The organism is Schwartzia succinivorans DSM 10502 (assembly GCF_900129225.1).
Classification (GTDB): Bacteria; Bacillota; Negativicutes; order Selenomonadales; family Selenomonadaceae; genus Schwartzia; species Schwartzia succinivorans.
Genome location: NZ_FQUG01000007.1, coordinates 137,559 through 155,170, shown reverse-complemented (window position 1 = coordinate 155,170; position 17,612 = coordinate 137,559). Strand labels below are relative to the sequence as shown.

Sequence of the window (17,612 nt, the reverse complement as noted above, 5' to 3'; positions counted from 1 at the left end):
TTCAGTTGCGTGTTGTGTTTATTATATCATGATAATTACAGTCAGGCATTTAGTATGGTAAACAAAAAACACGGAGCCTTGTCTTTCGACATGGCTCCGTGCTGTTTTACCGGATGATATGCAGTTCCTTCAGTAGTGCGAAGTCAATGTGTGTATTGACTTCGGGGTGTTTTTTCAGGTAATTCTGGTGTTCCTCCGCTGCGGGTGTGAAATTTTTCAGCCGCTTTGCTTCTGCGTAGCATTGGCGGGCTCCCGCAGGATCGCTGTTTGGATCGTTTACCGTTATGGAGTCATCTGTCGCGGCAGGGATTTTTTTCCGGTTACGGATGAAGTTCATGTGATACTCCACCATCGGTTCATCTTCTGCCGAGGTATAGTAGACTCCGCTTCGGTACATGGGCCCGAAACAGTCGCCTTGTCTGTCCTTGCTGTAGGGGTTGATGACGGCAAACAGGATATCCATGAGGGATGAAAGGTCGATCTTTTTGGGATCGAAGGAGAGCTCCACTCCCATGGCTGCGCCTGTTCTGCCCGTCAGTACCTCCTCATGCGTGGGATTTTGCGTTTCGGAGTTGATGTAGCCTGTAGTTACCCCGATAACACCCTCGATGCGAGCAAACACTTCCTGAAGCTCGTAGAAGCTGCCTCCGGCGAAGTATATTTTCTTCGTGTACATAGAGGCGTCCTCCCGTTATTTCTGATTCTCCGGATGAAAAAGGTCGACATGGCGCTGCGTTGCTCTTTGCACATCAAATATGTGGATGAGCTCGGCGACTGCCTGTGTCGGTGATATGACACCCTTGAGCACAGCTTCCCGGATTTCGGGCATTCGTCCAAGCACTACCGGATCGTCGAAGAAGAGGTTGTGCAAATGCTCGTCGATCATGCTGTGCACCCAATCCAAGAGCTGGCTGTCGCGGCGGCGCTTGAAGACTCCGGATTCATGGGTGACCTTTTCAAAGGCACGAATGACATCCCAGAGCTCCTTAAGCCCCGTTTTTTTGTACGCTGATGCCAGGTAGGCGTGGGTTCGCCAGCCTTCTGTGGCCGGCCGGATGAACTCTATCATGCGCTCGTATTCCGCGCGCGCAACCTTTGCCTTGAGGAGATTGTCTCCGTCGGCTTTGTTGACGACGATGGCGTCCGCCAGCTCCATGATGCCTTTTTTGATGCCCTGGAGTTCGTCACCGGCGCCTGTCAGGACGATGAGCATGAAAAAGTCTACCATTGAGCGGACGGTCGTCTCGGATTGCCCGACGCCGACTGTCTCGACAAGGATGATATCATAACCCGCCGCTTCGCAAAGCAGCATCGTTTCGCGGCTTTTGCGGGCGACACCACCGAGAGTCCCTCCTGCCGGGGACGGTCTGATGAATGCTTCCTCACGCCGTGAAAGGGTTCCCATGCGGGTTTTATCACCGAGAATGGAGCCGCGGGTAACTGAGCTGGTCGGATCTACCGCGAGCACCGCTACACGATGTCCCATGTCGCAGAGCATGTTGCCAAAGGCTTCAATGGTCGTGCTCTTTCCTGCGCCCGGCACACCTGTAATACCGATGCGCAGTGCTTTTCCGGTCTTCGGCAAAAGTCCCTGCAGAACCTGCTGCGCTTTTCTGAAGTGTTTGGGGTTATTGCTTTCAATAAGCGTGATGGCCCGGGCGAGAGTGACGCGGTCGCCTGAGCTGACTCCCTTTATGTAGTCGTCTACGCTCAGAACCATCTTGCGCTTCGGCTTCATTGTTCCGTTTTTCAGTGCCGGATTCAGGTTGCCGACTGTGGTGTCGGTGATGCCGTCAATTCCGCTCATCACACCGCAGGCGAATTTGTTTTCATCGTCTTTTTCCGGTGCCCATTCCGGTTTAGAAGTCGTGTACTCTGCCATAATGTGCCTCTCAGCCGTTGTCTGCCGCTTCTGCCTTTGCTCTTTCGATGAGCAGATTCAGAAGCTTGATGCCCGCTTCAGGGATGTTCGTGCCCGGTGCGAAGATAGCGACTGCACCGCCTTCGTAGAGGTGGTCGTAATCCTGAACCGGGATGACGCCGCCGATGGCAACCATGATGTCGTCGCGGCCGCGTTTTTTGAGTTCCTGAACGAGCTCCGGAAGGAGTGTGTTGTGACCGGCAGCCAGCGAGCTGAAGCCGACCATGTGAACATCGTTATCCACAGCATCCTGTGCTGTTTCTTCCGGTGTCTGGAAGAGCGGTCCTACGTCGACGTCCCAGCCCATATCTGCGAAGGACGAAGCGATAACCTTCTGGCCACGGTCGTGACCATCCTGGCCCATCTTCGCTACGAAGATACGCGGACGGCGGCCGCTGATGTTTTCGAATTCATCAGCAAGCGCGCGGGCTTTGTCCAGAGCTGTCTTGTCCGTGAATTCCGAGGAGTAAACGCCGGAAATCGTGTGGATGACAGCCTGATAACGGCCGGAGACCTTCTCGACTGCGTCGGAGATTTCGCCGAGGGAGCAGCGTACGCGTGCGGCTTCGACAGCGCACTCCAGCAGGTTGCCGTTTTCGCGGCTTTCTGCTGCTTTCGTGATAGCCTCGAGAGCGTTGCGTACATCGTCTTCGTTACGCTCAGCACGCAGTTTTTCGAGACGCTCCACCTGCGCGTTGCGGACGGCAGTGTTGTCGATTGCGAGGATTTCCAGCGGATCCTCTTTGTCGAGGCGGTAGCGGTTCAGGCCGACAATAGACTCGTTGTTGGAGTCGATACGTGCCTGACGGCGTGCAGCAGCTTCCTCGATACGCATCTTCGGAAGACCTGTCGGGATAGCCTTTGCCATACCGCCGAGGGATTCGACCTCCTGGATGTGAGCCCATGCACGGCGGATAATCTCGTTGGTGAGGGCTTCGACATAGTAGGAGCCGCCCCACGGATCGATGATTTTGCAGACGCTGGTCTCGTCCTGGATGTAGAGCTGCGTGTTGCGGGCAATACGGGCCGAGAAGTCTGTCGGCAGTGCGATAGCCTCGTCGAGAGCGTTGGTGTGCAGGGACTGTGTATGTCCGAGTGCAGCACCCATAGCCTCCATACATGTACGGGATACGTTGTTGAACGGATCCTGAGCTGTAAGAGACCAGCCGGATGTCTGGCTGTGTGTACGCAGAGCCATGGATTTGTCGTTCGTCGCACCGAAGGATTTGACGATTTTTGCCCAGAGCACGCGGGCTGCGCGCATCTTTGCAATCTCCATGAAGTAGTTTTTGCCGATTGCCCAGAAGAAGGACAGACGTTTTGCGAAGGCATCGACCGGGAGGCCTGCCTTGATACCTGTGCGGATGTATTCGAGACCGTCAGCCAGTGTATAGCCGAGCTCGATATCTGCCGGTGCGCCTGCTTCCTGCATGTGGTAGCCGGAAATGGAGATGCTGTTGAATTTCGGCATGTATTTTGTGGTGTATTCGAAAATATCACCGATGATACGCATGGACATATCAGGCGGATAGATGTAAGTGTTACGAACCATGAATTCCTTCAGGATATCGTTCTGAATCGTACCTGCCATGATAGCCTTGTCGACGCCCTGCTCAACACCCGACTGGATGAAGAAGGAGAGAATCGGAAGAACGGCGCCGTTCATTGTCATTGAAACGGACATCTGGTCGAGAGGGATTCCCGAGAACAGGATGTTCATATCAAGCATGGAGCAGACGGAAACGCCGGCTTTACCGACATCACCGAATACACGCGGGTTATCGGCGTCGTAGCCGCGGTGTGTCGGAAGGTCGAACGCGATGGAAAGACCTTTCTGACCTGCGGCGAGGTTTCTGCGGTAGAAGGCGTTGGATTCTTCTGCCGTGGAGAAGCCTGCGTACTGACGAACCGTCCACGGACGGAAGACGTACATCGTGGAGTATGGTCCGCGCAGGCATGGGGGAATGCCGCTGGCGAAATCCAGATGCGTCATGTGGTCGTATTCGTCATGGTTGTAAAAGGAACGCACCTTGACATGCTCCATCGTCGTATTGACGATGTCATCATAGTTTTTATGCGTTTCCTCCTGGAGGCGTTTTTTCCACTCTGCTTCGCTTTGAGCCGGTGCTGTCTCCAGTTCCAGTTTAGTAAAATCAGGATTCAATGCCATCAATCAATCATCCCTTTCTTCTTCTGCAGGAACCGCAGAATTTCATAGCAGTTGGCTTTGACGGAAATGAAGTCGTCAACTCCGGCTTCGCGATAGACCGGTTCAAGGTCCTTCGGTGCAGCGCCTGCAAGATAAATCGTTGCATTCGGCAGAGCAGCGCGGAGTTTCGGTGCGAGATCCGGAACAATCTCCGGATACGTTTTATCCGTCGAGCAGATGACAGCGACATCGGCGCCGGATTCTTTTGCAGCGGCAGCAGCTTCATCAGTGGTCTTGAAGCCGTTGTTGAGCTCAACGTCGAATTCACCGACCTGCAGGAAGCTGGTGGAGAAGTCAGCGCGTGCTTTATGCTGTGGAATCGGACCCATGTTTGCAAGGAATACCTTGACGTTATCTCCGTTGTGTGCTTTCTTGAATGCTTCCGTAGTCATGCGGAGGTCTTCAAAGCGTTCGCTCCAGCGGTGCGGTGCGATGGCTTTCAGCGTCTCGGATGCACCGCCTTTGTTGAGGGCTGCACGGATTTCGCCGATAGTTGCGCCTGCCTGGAATGCTTTGAGAGCTGCATCTACGGTTGCAGAATCTTTGAGAGCCTTGAGGCACTCTGCTTTATGTGTATCGTCCATGTCGGAGAGGTATGCATCAATATCAGCCTGACGCTGTTTTTTGAGTGCAGCCTGGTCTTCTTCGCGCTTGTCGAGAAGCTCCTCTGTCATGTTCGGATACATGTTGCTGCCGACGATGCGGTCTTTGCGGAACTCCAGTGCCTTGAAGCGGTCAGCCAGCGTTTTTGCGATTGTCTCCTGAGGATAGCCTTCCTCGAGAGCCTTGACGATGCCGCCTTTTCCTTCGATAGCCTGGAACTCTGCCCAGATTTTTTCTTTGATCTGCTTCGTGAGCGTTTCAACAGCCCAGGATCCGCCGGACGGGTCAATCGGCTGAAGAAGACCGAACTCTTCCTGAAGCATAACCTGTACGTTGCGGGCGATACGGCGGGAGAATACATCACCCTTGCGGATCGGCTCATCGAACGGCTCGTTCTCATAGGAATCGAGACCGCCGACAACGCCGGAGAAGATTTCCGTCGTGTTGCGGAGCATGTTAACGTACGGGTCAAATACGGTTTTGAAGAAGAGAGCCGGACGGCCGTGTACATGCATAGCCATGTCCTCTTCGTCGCCGCCGAAGGCTTTGATGATATTTGCCCAGATTGGACGGGATGCACGCAGTTTTGCAATCTGCATGAAGAAGTTTGCGCCCATGGAGATTCCAAAGAAAATCTGGCTTGCTGCCTCTTTGATGGTGAGGCCGCGTTTCATGAGCTGACGGATATACTCCACTGCGATGGCGAGTACATATGCCGTATCCTGTACATCGCTTGCACCGCCGCGGGAGAATACATCGTCGCGAACCATGATCGTGCGGAGGCTCGGTGCGTTTTTGATGGCCCATTTTGCCGTTTCCGCCATCTCATCGTAGAGCTGATCCAGAGATGCATAGTTCTGTCCGTTTTCTACCAGCTGCCCAATCGGGTCTGCGCCGACGAAACCGGTGAGTTTTGCGAGTTTTTTGCCGCAGGCATTGAATTTTGCCGCGACGCCTGCCAGCATCGGGAGAGCCGATGCGCCGGCATAAATATAGAGAGGATATTCATCAAGCTTCAATCCATCGAGAAGTGTATGAATATCATCAAGCGTTGTTACGCTGCAGCCGTCGTCCCCGACTTTTTCCGCATCCTTGACGTCCTTGTTGAGAAGCGTTGCTTTATCAAGACGGACGTTGTATACGGTGGAGCCCTTCTCAACCTCAAATTTGAGAAGCTCGTTGTTCTCCTTCGGCAGCGTTTCATCGCAGGACTGTGCGATGCCCCAGGGTTTGCCTACATATCCGCTGACATTCGTGCCGCGGAGGTAGTCACCCATGCCCGGATACGAAGCCTTTGGCAGGATGTCCTCTGTATGCTTGCGCGTATACATCGGATCAAACGTGATTCCCTCGTAGGTCTTCGTAAACATGACCTTTTCAAAGGGTGCGCCCTTGAGCAGCGCCTCGCACGCTACTTTCCATTCTTCATCAGTCGGCGGAGTGAACTCGTCGAAAGTCACTTCCGGGAAGTCTGTCTTGCTCTCTGCCTGCTTTAAGATTGCCTGCAGATCAAGCTCTTCTTCCTTCTTTTCCTCTTCCATTAGAACCCTCCTTCTGAAATTTAACCTTGCGGACATCAGAGCTGTCCGCGTGCCCTTGCCGGGAATCCGTGAAAAGCCCTCCCTCGCTAAAGGCCCTCGCTGATTCCAAAACAAAACGGTCCGCGCGATGAGGCGCAGACCGATAAATTTGCATTGGGGCTCATTTTCAGGCCAATAAATAAACCGGCTTAAATAACTTAAGCCGGAGACTTATACCATGCCAAAATGCTCGCCCATACACAGCATCGAATCTCCTCCCCATCTATCGCGGGTGCAAGCACTCAACGGTGAGTGCTAACGGTGATTGTTGAGAAAGGCAGGTATCCTGGCTTAGGCTCATCGCCTCTCACCGCCTTCCCGAAAGCTGTATTCAGTGGCATGCTGGTGAGGGCTCCCCATTACAGTGGCGGGACCGCTCCGGATTTCCGGATTCCCTATTGTGCCGTTCGGCACCTTTCCCCACGCTATTCCGTTGTCAGATTCATAGTAGTCTGTTCTGAATTTTTTGTCAATAGATAATTTATATAGCGCTATAAATGTACTTAATCCCATACGGGTATAACAGTTGTATATGAATACTACTCGGTTTTGGCAAATTTTTTGGTTTTTATGTGAGTTTTTTGCAAAAAAAGTAATCCATCGTTGTATGGGGACTGTTCCCAAGGGGTTTTTCAAGGCGTTTGTACCCAAATTTTTCATAAATTTGGACAGCTTTCATCAAATTGTGATGTGTTTCAAGGTAAAGCGTATGGTAGCCATCTGCTTTTGCGGATGCTTCAATTTCCTTTATAAGTATTGTACTGATTCCTTTTCCGCGGCAGGCCGGAATAAGGTACAGTTTTTGCATTTCTGCTGTTTGACTGCTGCCGAATTCTGCGTAGCCGCATCCACCGATGACGGTGCCGCTTTCGTCTGCACATATCAAATAACGGCGTCCGTTGCGCGCGTAATAGTCACTCAGGCTGTCAAGCTCCGGGTCGTAGTATGCAGTACCCGGAATATCAAGCTGAAATTCCTTCAGTGTGTTTCTGATAATCAGGGCGATTGCTGCGTTGTCACTCTCACTGATGTCACGTATGTTCATTAAATCCGTCCTTTTTGTATTATGACACCAAAATGTAAGTACTTACTTTTTGGTGTTGTATGCCGATGCTTTAGTAAACCCGGGTAACAAAAAAGCCGCCCCGAAGGACGGCCGTTTTGTCTGTTATTAGAATTTGATGCTGGATTTGAATGTGAAAGCATCCGAAGCAGCAATCTGAATTGCAGCGCCGGTCTGCGGGTTGCGGCCCGTGCGAGCTGCGCGGTGGGACTGTTTGAATGTGCCGAAGCCAACGAGACGAACCTCGCCGCCTTTGCGGACGGATTCAACAACCGTCGTGAGAAGCGCATCGAGTACAGCCTTTGTATCCTTCTTGGAAACTGCACCCTCAAGTTTCTCTGCGACTGCGTCAACGAGCATGCCCTTGTTAACGACCTCTTTTGCGCCCTTTGCAGCTGCCTTCGGAGCTGCTTTTACTGCTGCGACTTTTTTTGCTTTCTTTGCCATACGTGAAACGCCTCCTAAAAAATGTAGGTTTCTATGGTAGTTGGATTTCCATTGCCTATATTATACGCCAAAATCCGCGAAAATCCTGCAAAAAAATAAAAAAAAATCAAAAATTTTGCAATTTTTTCTTGATTTTATAGGGGTTTCGAGGCAAAAAGGGACTTTTTGTCTACTTTTCCGCGGTCGTTTAAGGGTATTTCTGCGACGAAACAGAGCCTCCCGGGAACTTCAACCGGCTTCAAAATCCGCTTTACCTCCGTGCGTATGACTGATTCGCTTGCATTTTTTTCGGAAACAATGAACGCGGCAGCGTCCATTCCCCGAACTTCGTCCTCATAGGGAAGCACAGCACAGGCAGCAACGCCTTCTATGGTGCGCAGCAGGTTTTCTATGCGCTGGGTGCTGATTTTTACGCCGCCCTTGTTTATCCATGCGTCGCGGCGTCCCTCGAAGATAAGCTCTCCTTTTTCGTTAAGTGAGCCTGTGTCCTTGACGGAAAAAGGTATTTCTATACCGCTTACGTGGTACTTTGTGTCAACGTAGACAAGACCGTCCGCTACGGTTATTTTTATGCCCGGGAAGGGTTTCCCAAGGTTTCTCGGGTCGCGGTCAGGATTATCGCATACGGCGTAGGTTATGTAGTTCAGTTCGCTTGCGCCATAGTAGAGTATCAGCTCTGCATTTGAGCACAGAGCTTTTAAATCGCGGATATTCTGCGCTGAAAGGAGCTGAGAGCCGGTGAATATGTGGCGCACCTCAGGCAGCGTTTCTTTTACTGATTCTGTCAGAAGGTGGAGCTTTGATGGAACGAGATACAGGATGTCTGCATGCTCTTCCTCCATGAGCTTTGCCCAGTGACGGCAGCGGAAGTGCTCGCTGGTAATGACTGTACCGCCTTCGAAAAGTACGGAAAGCAGGGAATTCATGTTTCCTGTGAAGCTGAGGCTTCCGTGCAGAAACATGCGTGAAGCTCCGTTCACTCCGAATATGGGATTCTGCTTGGGAAAGTAACCTGCCCAGCTGTCGAAGGTGCGGTACATTACCTTAGGAGTCCCTGTAGAGCCTGAACTCAGAACCCCCAGTATATCAGGTTCATTATGCGGACATACTGCTTCATCGGAAGGAGTAAAGGACAGCACATCATCTTTCAGGCGTATAATTCCCTGAAGATGATTTTCTTTTATAATGGAAGAAATTTCTTCCTCCTTCATGCCGTGGTGCAGAAGAATAGGAATAATTCCATTCTTCTGAAGGGCAGTAAAGGCCGTGAGCTGGGCTGCAAATGTATCAGCCAGCACCAGAAGACTTCCTGTACAGTCTTCCGGGAGCTTTTCTGCGAGTCTGTCACACGCCGCCTTAAGCTCTTTATAGGTCCAACGCGATGAATCAACAGTCAGGCATATTTTATCGGGATGTCTTTCGGCCATAGCTGAAAGCATATCGTAGTAATTTTTCATAGCATTTCCACTCCTATTGCTTCTCCCATACCGCCCGCTCCGGCGATGGAAAGAATACCTTTGCCGCCGCCTGCGGAGGAAAGAGCCTTCAAAAGGTGCAGCATGAGGATGGCACCCGAGGCGCCGTAGGGATGCCCGTAGGCAAGCGCGCCGCCGAAGGTATTGTAGATGCCTCTGAGAGAAGGGTGGCTTCTTTCGAAAAGAACGTCGATTACAGCAAATGCTTCATTAAATTCAATTGCGGACAAATCCTCGTATCCAAGACCGAGCTTCGACAGGAGTGTATCGGCAGTACGCATTGCCCCCCGGGGGCTTTCATCAGGGACACCTCCCATGGAGGCTGTTCCAAGTATGCGCGCAGCGGGTTTGATTTTATGTTCGGCCAGGTATTTCTCTGAAACGAGAATAACAAAAGCTGCGCCATCATTTATGAGACAGGAGTTTCCCGCATTTGTCAGAGAGCCTTTGCCAAAAATGAGCGGAAGACGGTCAAGAAGCCGCTGGTTCATGCGGGGACGTATTCCGTCATCCCTTTCGCAGCCGTTTACAGGAACAATGATGTCAGAAAGTACTCCTGCAGTCTGCGCATCTGAAGCACGGCGATGGCTTTCAAGCACCCACGCATCCAGCTCTTCTTTTGTGATATTTTCTGCCTGTGCCGTTTTTTCAGCTCCGCGAAGCATTGCATCGGGATTGAGGTCACCCGGGGAGAACTGTGCTGTCTTGTAAGCTCCGTCATGCATAGGGGTTTTATCGTATCGGTCATCACCTTTAGCATATACCCGTATAGGTTGAAGCGATGAACTCTCAAGACCGCCTGCTATGAAAACATCCCCCTGCCCTGCTGCTATTTTTGCGTAAGCAACAGATATAGCTGCGGCTGCGGAAGCACACTGCATGTCAACGGTCATGGCAGGAACTCTTTCGTCAATTCCTGCTGTAAGTGTCATGAGACGTGTGATGTTTCCTCCTGTTCCCACAGCGTTGCCGGCAATAACTCCGGAAATATCCGTAAGAGCGTATTTCTTTATCAGTGCTTTCAGCACTTCAGCACCGAAGCATTCTGGCTTTATGTTTTTGAACTGTCCGTTTTTAACAACAATGGGGGTCCTAAGACCCCCAAGAACGTATACCTTTTCCATTGTGAGCATCACCGATTTGCAAGAACTTTATTGACCTTTACTCCGACAAACGCGGCCGCAACAGCCTTCATGATATCTCCGGGGATAAACGGGAAGACTGCCATTACAAGACCTTGCCAAAGTCCGACATCCATTACGAGCATCATGGATATGAGTCCGCCGACGTATGTGAGAGGTACTCCGAAGAGGATATTAACAAGCGCATACCGCTTCATGTTTATTTCCTTACCCTTGAAACAGCTGACGATAGTGTAGACCAGCGGCCAGACCAGATAAAAACCTCCTGTAGGACCAAGAAGACGGCCAAGTCCTCCCATTCCACCCGGGAAAACCGGAAGTCCGATTCCACCCATGAGAACATAGAGCGTTACTGTTATAAAGGTTTGCTTCGGAGTAAGAACGAAGGCTGTGACACCGAGAGCCATAGTCAGAGCGGTTACAAGACCCGGAGTAAAGGGAAGCGGAAATGAGATAAAGGCAGACACGCAGCATAAGGCAATGCAGAGTGCCATCTTGGTCATTGTCTGCACCTGAGTTTCCTTTGGCTGAGCTGCCTCGTTTAAATTTATTGTTGAATCCTGATTGATCATGGAAATTCCTCCTGTATCGGCTTTTGGGTGAGCGCAGAATGATGGCACTCACTCAACACCATTATTATAGCATTCCGACGGTTAACGTCAACTCTATAAATATATTAAGTTAACATTACCCCGGTACATTATATATCTGAATTGCTGACAGTAGTATCAAATGGTAGAATAGGAAGGTAAAGGATATGGGTTTCAGGACGTGCAAAGGGGGATTTTTTATGACACAGCCGAAAATATGTGTCGCAGGTGTCGGAGCAATCGGGACGCTTTTAGCTGCTATGCTTGGAAAGAAATATTCTGAATCACTGAGCGTTATTGCGCGTGGAAAACGTGCGGATTCATTCCGTGAGAGAGGACTTGTTCTTCACAGCGACTTCTACGGAGAGGTTGTTTCACGACCTTCAAAGGTTGCAGCGGACGGGGCTGAGCTTGGAATACAGGATTATATTATTGTGTGCGTAAAAAATTATTCTCTTGATGATATAGCTGAAAAGATAGCACCCTGCATAGGCCCGGATACAGTTATTCTTCCTGTTATGAATGGAATAGAGCCGGGGGACCGTCTTAGGAAATGTTTCCCTGAGGCAAAGGTGCTTGACAGTGTGATATACACAATAACCGGTGCGCAGGAGGATTACTCTGCAAAACAGTCCGGGACTTATACATATATGTTTCTTGGAACTAAGGACAAATCTTCGGAAGCTTCTGCGGTTGCGCATAATATTTATGATATTTTCAAGTCTGTAGATTTCGACTGCCGCTTTGCAGAGGATATCGAAGCAGAGATATGGAGAAAGTATATTTTGAACTGTGCCTTTAACACGATAACGGCACGCTATAAGACAAGTATTGGTCCTATTCGTGAGGATAAGGAAAAACTCAAGGATATACGCGGGCTTTTTGAGGAAGCATATGCCGTCAGCAAGGCAAAGGGGATAAAGCTCCCGGAGGATCTGATAGAGAAGCAGTTCACTTTTATGACTACAAAGCAGTCGCCGAAGGCCACAAGCTCAATGGAGCGTGATGTATCTGCAGGGCGTCCGACTGAGCTTGATGCGTTTTTGGGTTCGCTTATCCGCACCGCGAAGGAATATAATGTCGAGGTACCTGTATGTACGAGATATTACAATGAACTTAAGGAAATATGCGTTGTACCATAAGGATATATGGCAAATTAGTAAGCCCGTCTGCGTTATCCGCAGACGGGCTTACTTTATCCGAAGCACTTATACAGCCCTGAATAAGTTTCACTTTATCAGGCTTTTTTCATATGAGTTGAAAGTGTCGTGTACAAAGAGGCTCTGTCCATGGGTTTTAAAAGAAGTCCGTTAAAACCGTATTCATCAAGCTTGTCGTTCAAATCCGAATAGGCATCGGCGGTCAGTGCATATACCGGGATTGTACAGGCATCCTCACGGGATAGCTTTCTGATTGCTTTTACGGCGTCGATTCCGTTCATCACCGGCATCTGGATATCCATGAGAATTGCATCATAAAAACCGAGAGGAGAATGATTGAACCTTGATACGCCGTCCTTGCCGTTGCTTTCGCAGTCAGTGGCAATACCTATATCCTCTAAAAGACGGTCTGCAATCATGCGGTTAATTTCATTGTCTTCCACAATAAGCACGCGCCCACTCAGTTTTCCAGTTTCAGCCGGAGTCTTTTGTTCAGCGCTTTCTGCACCCTTTGCTACGGCCTCAATATGGTGAGGAAGTACAGCTTCCCAGGTAACTGTTGTCCCCTTTCCCACTTCACTGTCGATGGTTATTTTTCCGTTCATGAGGTCGATGAGCTTTGCTACGATGGACATACCGAGCCCTGTGCTGACTGTTGCCTCATCGCGGAGCGGATTGTCAAGCTCCTGCGAATATGGTGAAAAAATTTTCTTCAGAAATTCCTGACTCATGCCTATACCGGTGTCCTTTACAGTGACTCTGAGGCGTGCCTGTGTATCGGATAACAGTACTGCGTCGTTGATGTATGTTATCGTGCCTCCCGGAGGAGTATACTTTACTGCATTTGACAGGAGATTCATGCCAATCTGGTTAAAGCGTATTTTATCCACATAAATCGGGTCGACAACATGCTCGGACTCGATTTTGAAGGTTATCCCCTTTTCATCACACATACTCTGAATGAGTGTTCCCAGATACTGCATAAAGTCTTTAAATGTATAAGGCTCCGGATGCAGTTCAATTTTTCCGCTTTCAATTTTTGAAAGGTCCAGGACATCGTTTATAAGACTCAAAAGATATTTAGTGGCGGAGCGGATTTTCATCAGATCATCCTGCACCTTTGCCTTGTTGTCTATATCCTCAAGGGCAAAATCCGTCATATTGTTTATGATACCGATTGGTGTTCTTATATCGTGACTGAGCCGTGAGATAAAGCCGAGTTTTGCATTGCTTATCCGTTCAGCCTCCTGCAGACGATCTTCGGCATTGAGTTTCCCACTGGCTTTTTCGGAAAGCATGTTGGCTGTGACGGATAAAAGCTCTGCCGCGCCTTCAATGCGCTTCCGGGGAATAATCGGGATTTCACGGGCGGCCTCAATATACCTGTCTTCAGGAATGTCCAGTTCCTTTGCCTGCTCTTTTATTTTTTCAATATCCGGCTGACAGTCAAAAACCTGCCCACCCATGATTGCACCTACATAGTCACCGTTGACAAAAATCGGAGCTGTGAAATTTACAAGCCCTGCGTGGCATCTGGAAATATGCATCCGCTTTGAGCCGGCAGCCTTCCGTATGTCGTCGTGTTCACACTGCTTGCAACGGCTGCAGCCTTTTTCGGACAAACGGGTAAATATGCAAAAGTCTGCAATGTAATTGGACTTTATCAGTTCTCCGTTTAAATCCTCGGAAACACAGCCCATGCCTGTAGCACCCGCAAACTTGTCTTGCAGGCTCTTTAATTCGTCTATGTCAATTAAATCAGTAAGCTTCTTAGGTTTCATGTTGGTCACCTTCAAAAATATCGTATATGTATACAATTCGATAAATATTTAAAATCTCCTCTATTTTTTATAACGCCTTCGTTCCAGTTTTGCCGTAGGCAAAACTTCCTCTATCAGCGTTTTGCTCAAGAGCACTAGCTTCGCGTCGCGCGAGGCGGGAGATATGCTCGCCGCCTGCTATTTGTCCAATTCCCCACTTACAGAAGTGGGGGACATTTTTTGCCGAGTTATAATAAAAAAGAATCCATTTTTCGGAGATAAGTCCAACGCTGGACAATTCTCTAAAAATTGGATTCTTTTCTTTGCTTTTCTGCAAATTAATTTGAGAACTGAGTTTTAAGCATTTGCTTTGTTTCTTCGGATATGTCGGCATTCGACAAGGCCTTCAAAACAATCTCGCGGCACTTTGCCAGATCCTTTTTAGATACGCAGATGCCAAGTATTTCAGAGTCCTTTGGTTTTGCAAAGGAAAGCTGCATATTATACGTGTGACGTTCAGGGGAGCTTTCACTGAAAATGCGGTCGATATCTGCTTTTGTCATGCCTTCCTTGAACTGGCGTGCGTACGCAATTGTCAGCCGGGCGATATATCCGGAATCTATCATGTGCTGCTGTACTTCTGTGGAAAGACGGCAAAGATAATCTGCTACCGTTCGGCTCATGAGGTGGTCGCTGAACCGGTCGGCAAGAACCGGCAGCAGGAATTTTGCGACGCGCTGATAGAAAAATACCGAGGAACGTTTTATACCCCAGCGTTCTGCTATGCGCTGAGTTACTTTATCATTGGCATCACCGTAACGGTGCTGGCGCCGGCCTATTTCAGCAAGGCGGCCTATGCAGCGTACGCGCAGGCGGACAGATTCTTTTGCACGCTGGCACATATTGGCCTCAATTATAATCTGCTGCGCGGTATCCTCCTTGATTTCATCCTCTTCATAAATTTTTGCCGGAATCTCTTCCCAATCCTTTTTCTTATCTTCATCAGAAGCATCGCGGCACGCCTGGAAAACAGAAGCGCGTGTGTGCCCTGAAAGTATCATGTAACGGCCGTTGGGGCGCTTCCAAAGCGTTACAGGGTTCAGAAGACCGTGACATATGATGGAGTCGATGAGAAGCTCATACTGCTCTTTGTCGGGACGGCCAAAAAAATTCCAGTCGTTCGGCGCCGGGTCCAAAAGTGACAACGGGACCTTTTTTTCGATGGACGGTTCCGGGAAAAGATATTTAAAGGCTTCCGTTGCGCCAACATCCTCGCCCTGATACTGCGTAGGAGTTTTTTTGCTGAGCTCGTCCTTATGCTGGAGCTTGCTCTGGATTGTCTTTGACATCTTGATGGTTTCCTTTTTTTCTTCCTCGGTCATACCGGAAAGAAAAGAACGGGCAATGCCTGTGTTTGTATCGCGGGTGTTAGGACTGACAAGATTAAGCTTCGACACGGGCAAGTACCTCCTCTACAAGTTTTTTGTATGCTTTGGTTGCCTTTGCAACAGGATATTTCAATGTAACAGGCTGATCATCGTTGATGGCGCCCGCAACTGCTGCCGGGTTTACCGGAATCTTTGTTTTAAGCACATCATCCTTCCAGCCTTCGCGAATCAGCGGTTCGAATTCATGAAGCGCACGGGAGCGGTCGTTTGCCTGATTGAAGAAAACTCCTGCGACACGTATATCATGCTCGCCCTCTTCGCGGATTGGTGCCAAGTATTTGAAGAGCGTATTCACGCCGTCTATGGAGTTTTTGTCCGGAAGCATCGGAGCCAGAACCCAGTCCGTGCCCATGAAGACCGCATCGGTAAAGCTGGAGAACGATGGAGATGTATCGACAACCACATAGTCATACATGTCGGCTTCCTTCATAATGCGTCTGAAAACGTTTGCGGCAACAACGGAGTTTACCGCAAAGATGACCGTATATACGGCCTTGTTCAATGGTTTTCCACCGGAAAGGACATCAATTTCAGGAACGACAGGGCTCTTCACGATATAGTTTTCAAGAGGAGCATGCTTTGCATCGCTGTTGCGGTTTACGCGGTCGAGAAGCAGCTCGCCGAGAAGACCGATATCATCTGTGGAATCAATACCAAACTGCTGCGCACAGTTCCCCTGTGGGTCGGTATCTATGAGAAGGACACGCTTTCCCTTCAAACTTAAAAGATGTGTAATAGCAGCTGCGGCTGTAGTTTTGCCGACGCCGCCTTTATTGTTGGCAATCGTCAATACGATAGGTTTCTTTTTACTTTCACTCATTTTATTCACCTCTTTATACATTCTAGTCTATTGGTTCTATAAAAACAATAAAAATCCAACAATAAAACAAAAATCCAACAAAAGGACTAGAGTCCAAGCGTTGGACTAATCTCCACAAAATGGACAAATCTTTGTGTTTGGAAAAAGCGATAAGAAAAACCGCCGAAGTATTTAATCATCTTCAGCGGTTTTACCGGGAATCCGGGCGGATTTGTTATGCCAAAAAAGTAATGAAAAGCAATCAGATGGGCTTTTTAATATGAACATGTCTGATAATAAACTTTGCTATGAAAGGAAAAATCAGCATAATAAAAAGAAGACGTGTAAGCTGATATGCGGTCATGGTTGCAGTGTCCGCATGGACAACAAGTGCTACAATGCCCATCTCGGCCAGCCCGCCGGGGGCTGTGCTCAGAAACATGGTGACAAGATTCGCATTTGTTATATTCGACAATAGAAGAGCCATCCCGGCAGAGGTAAGGAGAACAAGAATAACACCGGCGAAGAGTGCTGCTCCCATGCCTTTATATTCGCTGATTTTGCGAAGGTTTATACTCGAACCGATATAGGCGCCGACGAGAACCTGTGCGGTATTTAAAAAAGCTGTAGGCACGGCAGGTGCAGTCAAACCTGTAATAACAAGAAATGCGGCGGTGCTTAAAATAGGCCCGAGGAGTGCCGCAGTTGGCAGGTGAATGATTTTCCCTATGAACGCACCGAGCACAGCGACAGCGGCAAAGGTAATAATTCCGGTTACATCATGACCGGAGCCTGCAGCAGCTGCCGCGGCCGCATCGCCTTCGGGGAGGATGTGGATAGCAAGAAAAGGAATTGTGAATACGACTGACAGCATGCGCAGTGTTTGCATTATTGTTACAGCAGTGAGGTCGGCATCAGGAATTTCATCTGCAAGAATTACCATCTGTGAAAGCCCCCCGGGGACACATCCCAATATGCAGCTTGTAAGATTTATTTTCGTGTGCCTGAACATCAGCCATGCTGCCAACAGACCGGCGCTGATTGTTGCAAGCGTAGCGAGAAGCATGAGAGGAAGATGTTCTAAAATCGCGTGTCCTGCATCTACGGTAAATGGCCGTCCCATTCCATAGCCCAAAAGAATCAGGGCTGCATTTCTAATTTTTAGTGACCAGACAAATTGTTTCCCGGTGTAATAAGCAGTAACTGACAAAAAAAGAATCGGACCGAGAGTCCAGGGAAGAGGGGCATGTATAAGCGACAGCGCAAAGCCACCGATAATTGCTAATAACAGTGTATATAAAAGCTGCATGTAATCACCTTTCAGCAGCCCTGAGTTGATATAGGTAAATAGGGCTAGGAAAATTCTAGATGAATATATTGAAAAAATCAAGAAGACAGTAATTAATAGAGGAATT

Annotated in this window: 15 protein-coding genes and 1 riboswitch; of the genes, 1 reads left to right on the top strand and 14 read right to left on the bottom strand. The window is 49.2% G+C overall.

Features of this window, described 5'->3' with window-relative positions; genetic code table 11:
• Nucleotides 1-106 precede the first annotated feature (106 nt).
• The 9 genes from msrA to BUA83_RS09550 form a co-directional block, all read right to left on the bottom strand.
• Complete coding sequence (gene msrA / locus BUA83_RS09590) at nucleotides 107-676, bottom strand: peptide-methionine (S)-S-oxide reductase MsrA (RefSeq protein ID WP_072936028.1); 570 nt, start codon at nucleotides 674-676, stop codon at nucleotides 107-109.
• A 15-nt stretch (nucleotides 677-691) separates the two neighbouring features.
• Nucleotides 692-1,882: a methylmalonyl Co-A mutase-associated GTPase MeaB gene (gene meaB / locus BUA83_RS09585; protein ID WP_072936027.1), complete on the bottom strand. Its 1,191-nt coding sequence runs from the start codon at nucleotides 1,880-1,882 to the stop codon at nucleotides 692-694.
• Nucleotides 1,883-1,892: 10 nt separating this feature from the next.
• Nucleotides 1,893-4,091, bottom strand: a complete 2,199-nt coding sequence (scpA, locus tag BUA83_RS09580) for a methylmalonyl-CoA mutase (RefSeq protein ID WP_072936026.1) — start codon at nucleotides 4,089-4,091, stop codon at nucleotides 1,893-1,895.
• Nucleotides 4,091-6,274: a methylmalonyl-CoA mutase family protein gene (locus tag BUA83_RS09575; RefSeq protein WP_072936025.1), complete on the bottom strand. Its 2,184-nt coding sequence runs from the start codon at nucleotides 6,272-6,274 to the stop codon at nucleotides 4,091-4,093. Before BUA83_RS09575 ends, scpA begins: the two co-directional genes overlap by 1 nt.
• Nucleotides 6,275-6,572: 298 nt before the next feature.
• A riboswitch (cobalamin riboswitch) is annotated at nucleotides 6,573-6,746 on the bottom strand.
• 135 nt (nucleotides 6,747-6,881) lie between these two features.
• Nucleotides 6,882-7,358 (bottom strand): GNAT family N-acetyltransferase, encoded by a 477-nt coding sequence (locus BUA83_RS09570; protein WP_072936024.1) that lies wholly within the window; start codon nucleotides 7,356-7,358, stop codon nucleotides 6,882-6,884.
• A 126-nt stretch (nucleotides 7,359-7,484) separates the two neighbouring features.
• The gene (locus BUA83_RS09565; RefSeq protein WP_094756580.1) at nucleotides 7,485-7,823 is read right to left on the bottom strand and encodes an HU family DNA-binding protein; all 339 of its coding nucleotides are present in this window, start codon (nucleotides 7,821-7,823) and stop codon (nucleotides 7,485-7,487) included.
• 134 nt (nucleotides 7,824-7,957) lie between these two features.
• On the bottom strand, nucleotides 7,958-9,280 hold the full coding sequence (locus tag BUA83_RS09560; protein ID WP_072936023.1) for an AMP-binding protein: 1,323 nt from the start codon (nucleotides 9,278-9,280) through the stop codon (nucleotides 7,958-7,960).
• The gene (locus tag BUA83_RS09555) at nucleotides 9,277-10,422 is read right to left on the bottom strand and encodes an acetyl-CoA C-acyltransferase (RefSeq protein WP_072936076.1); all 1,146 of its coding nucleotides are present in this window, start codon (nucleotides 10,420-10,422) and stop codon (nucleotides 9,277-9,279) included. Before BUA83_RS09555 ends, BUA83_RS09560 begins: the two co-directional genes overlap by 4 nt.
• 8 nt (nucleotides 10,423-10,430) lie before the next feature.
• Nucleotides 10,431-11,012: a biotin transporter BioY gene (locus BUA83_RS09550; protein WP_094756579.1), complete on the bottom strand. Its 582-nt coding sequence runs from the start codon at nucleotides 11,010-11,012 to the stop codon at nucleotides 10,431-10,433.
• 218 nt (nucleotides 11,013-11,230) lie between these two features.
• On the opposite strand from BUA83_RS09550, the gene BUA83_RS09545 reads away from it, so the two are divergent.
• Entirely contained in the window at nucleotides 11,231-12,172 is a 942-nt protein-coding gene (locus BUA83_RS09545; RefSeq protein ID WP_072936022.1) for a ketopantoate reductase family protein, read from the top strand.
• A gap of 95 nt (nucleotides 12,173-12,267) precedes the next feature.
• Here the strand turns inward: BUA83_RS09545 and BUA83_RS09540 are convergent, their stop codons facing one another.
• From BUA83_RS09540 to BUA83_RS09525, 5 genes are all read right to left on the bottom strand, one after another.
• Nucleotides 12,268-13,971: a PocR ligand-binding domain-containing protein gene (locus BUA83_RS09540; protein WP_072936021.1), complete on the bottom strand. Its 1,704-nt coding sequence runs from the start codon at nucleotides 13,969-13,971 to the stop codon at nucleotides 12,268-12,270.
• A 67-nt stretch (nucleotides 13,972-14,038) separates the two neighbouring features.
• Nucleotides 14,039-14,344 carry a hypothetical protein gene (locus BUA83_RS12560; RefSeq protein WP_159430509.1) on the bottom strand — a complete coding sequence of 102 codons (306 nt, stop codon included), beginning with the start codon at nucleotides 14,342-14,344 and terminating at the stop codon, nucleotides 14,039-14,041.
• Complete coding sequence (locus BUA83_RS09535; RefSeq protein ID WP_072936020.1) at nucleotides 14,289-15,407, bottom strand: ParB/RepB/Spo0J family partition protein; 1,119 nt, start codon at nucleotides 15,405-15,407, stop codon at nucleotides 14,289-14,291. Before BUA83_RS09535 ends, BUA83_RS12560 begins: the two co-directional genes overlap by 56 nt.
• On the bottom strand, nucleotides 15,394-16,218 hold the full coding sequence (locus BUA83_RS09530) for a ParA family protein (RefSeq protein ID WP_072936019.1): 825 nt from the start codon (nucleotides 16,216-16,218) through the stop codon (nucleotides 15,394-15,396). Before BUA83_RS09530 ends, BUA83_RS09535 begins: the two co-directional genes overlap by 14 nt.
• 241 nt (nucleotides 16,219-16,459) lie before the next feature.
• The gene (locus BUA83_RS09525) at nucleotides 16,460-17,506 is read right to left on the bottom strand and encodes an AbrB family transcriptional regulator (protein ID WP_072936018.1); all 1,047 of its coding nucleotides are present in this window, start codon (nucleotides 17,504-17,506) and stop codon (nucleotides 16,460-16,462) included.
• Nucleotides 17,507-17,612 lie beyond the last annotated feature (106 nt).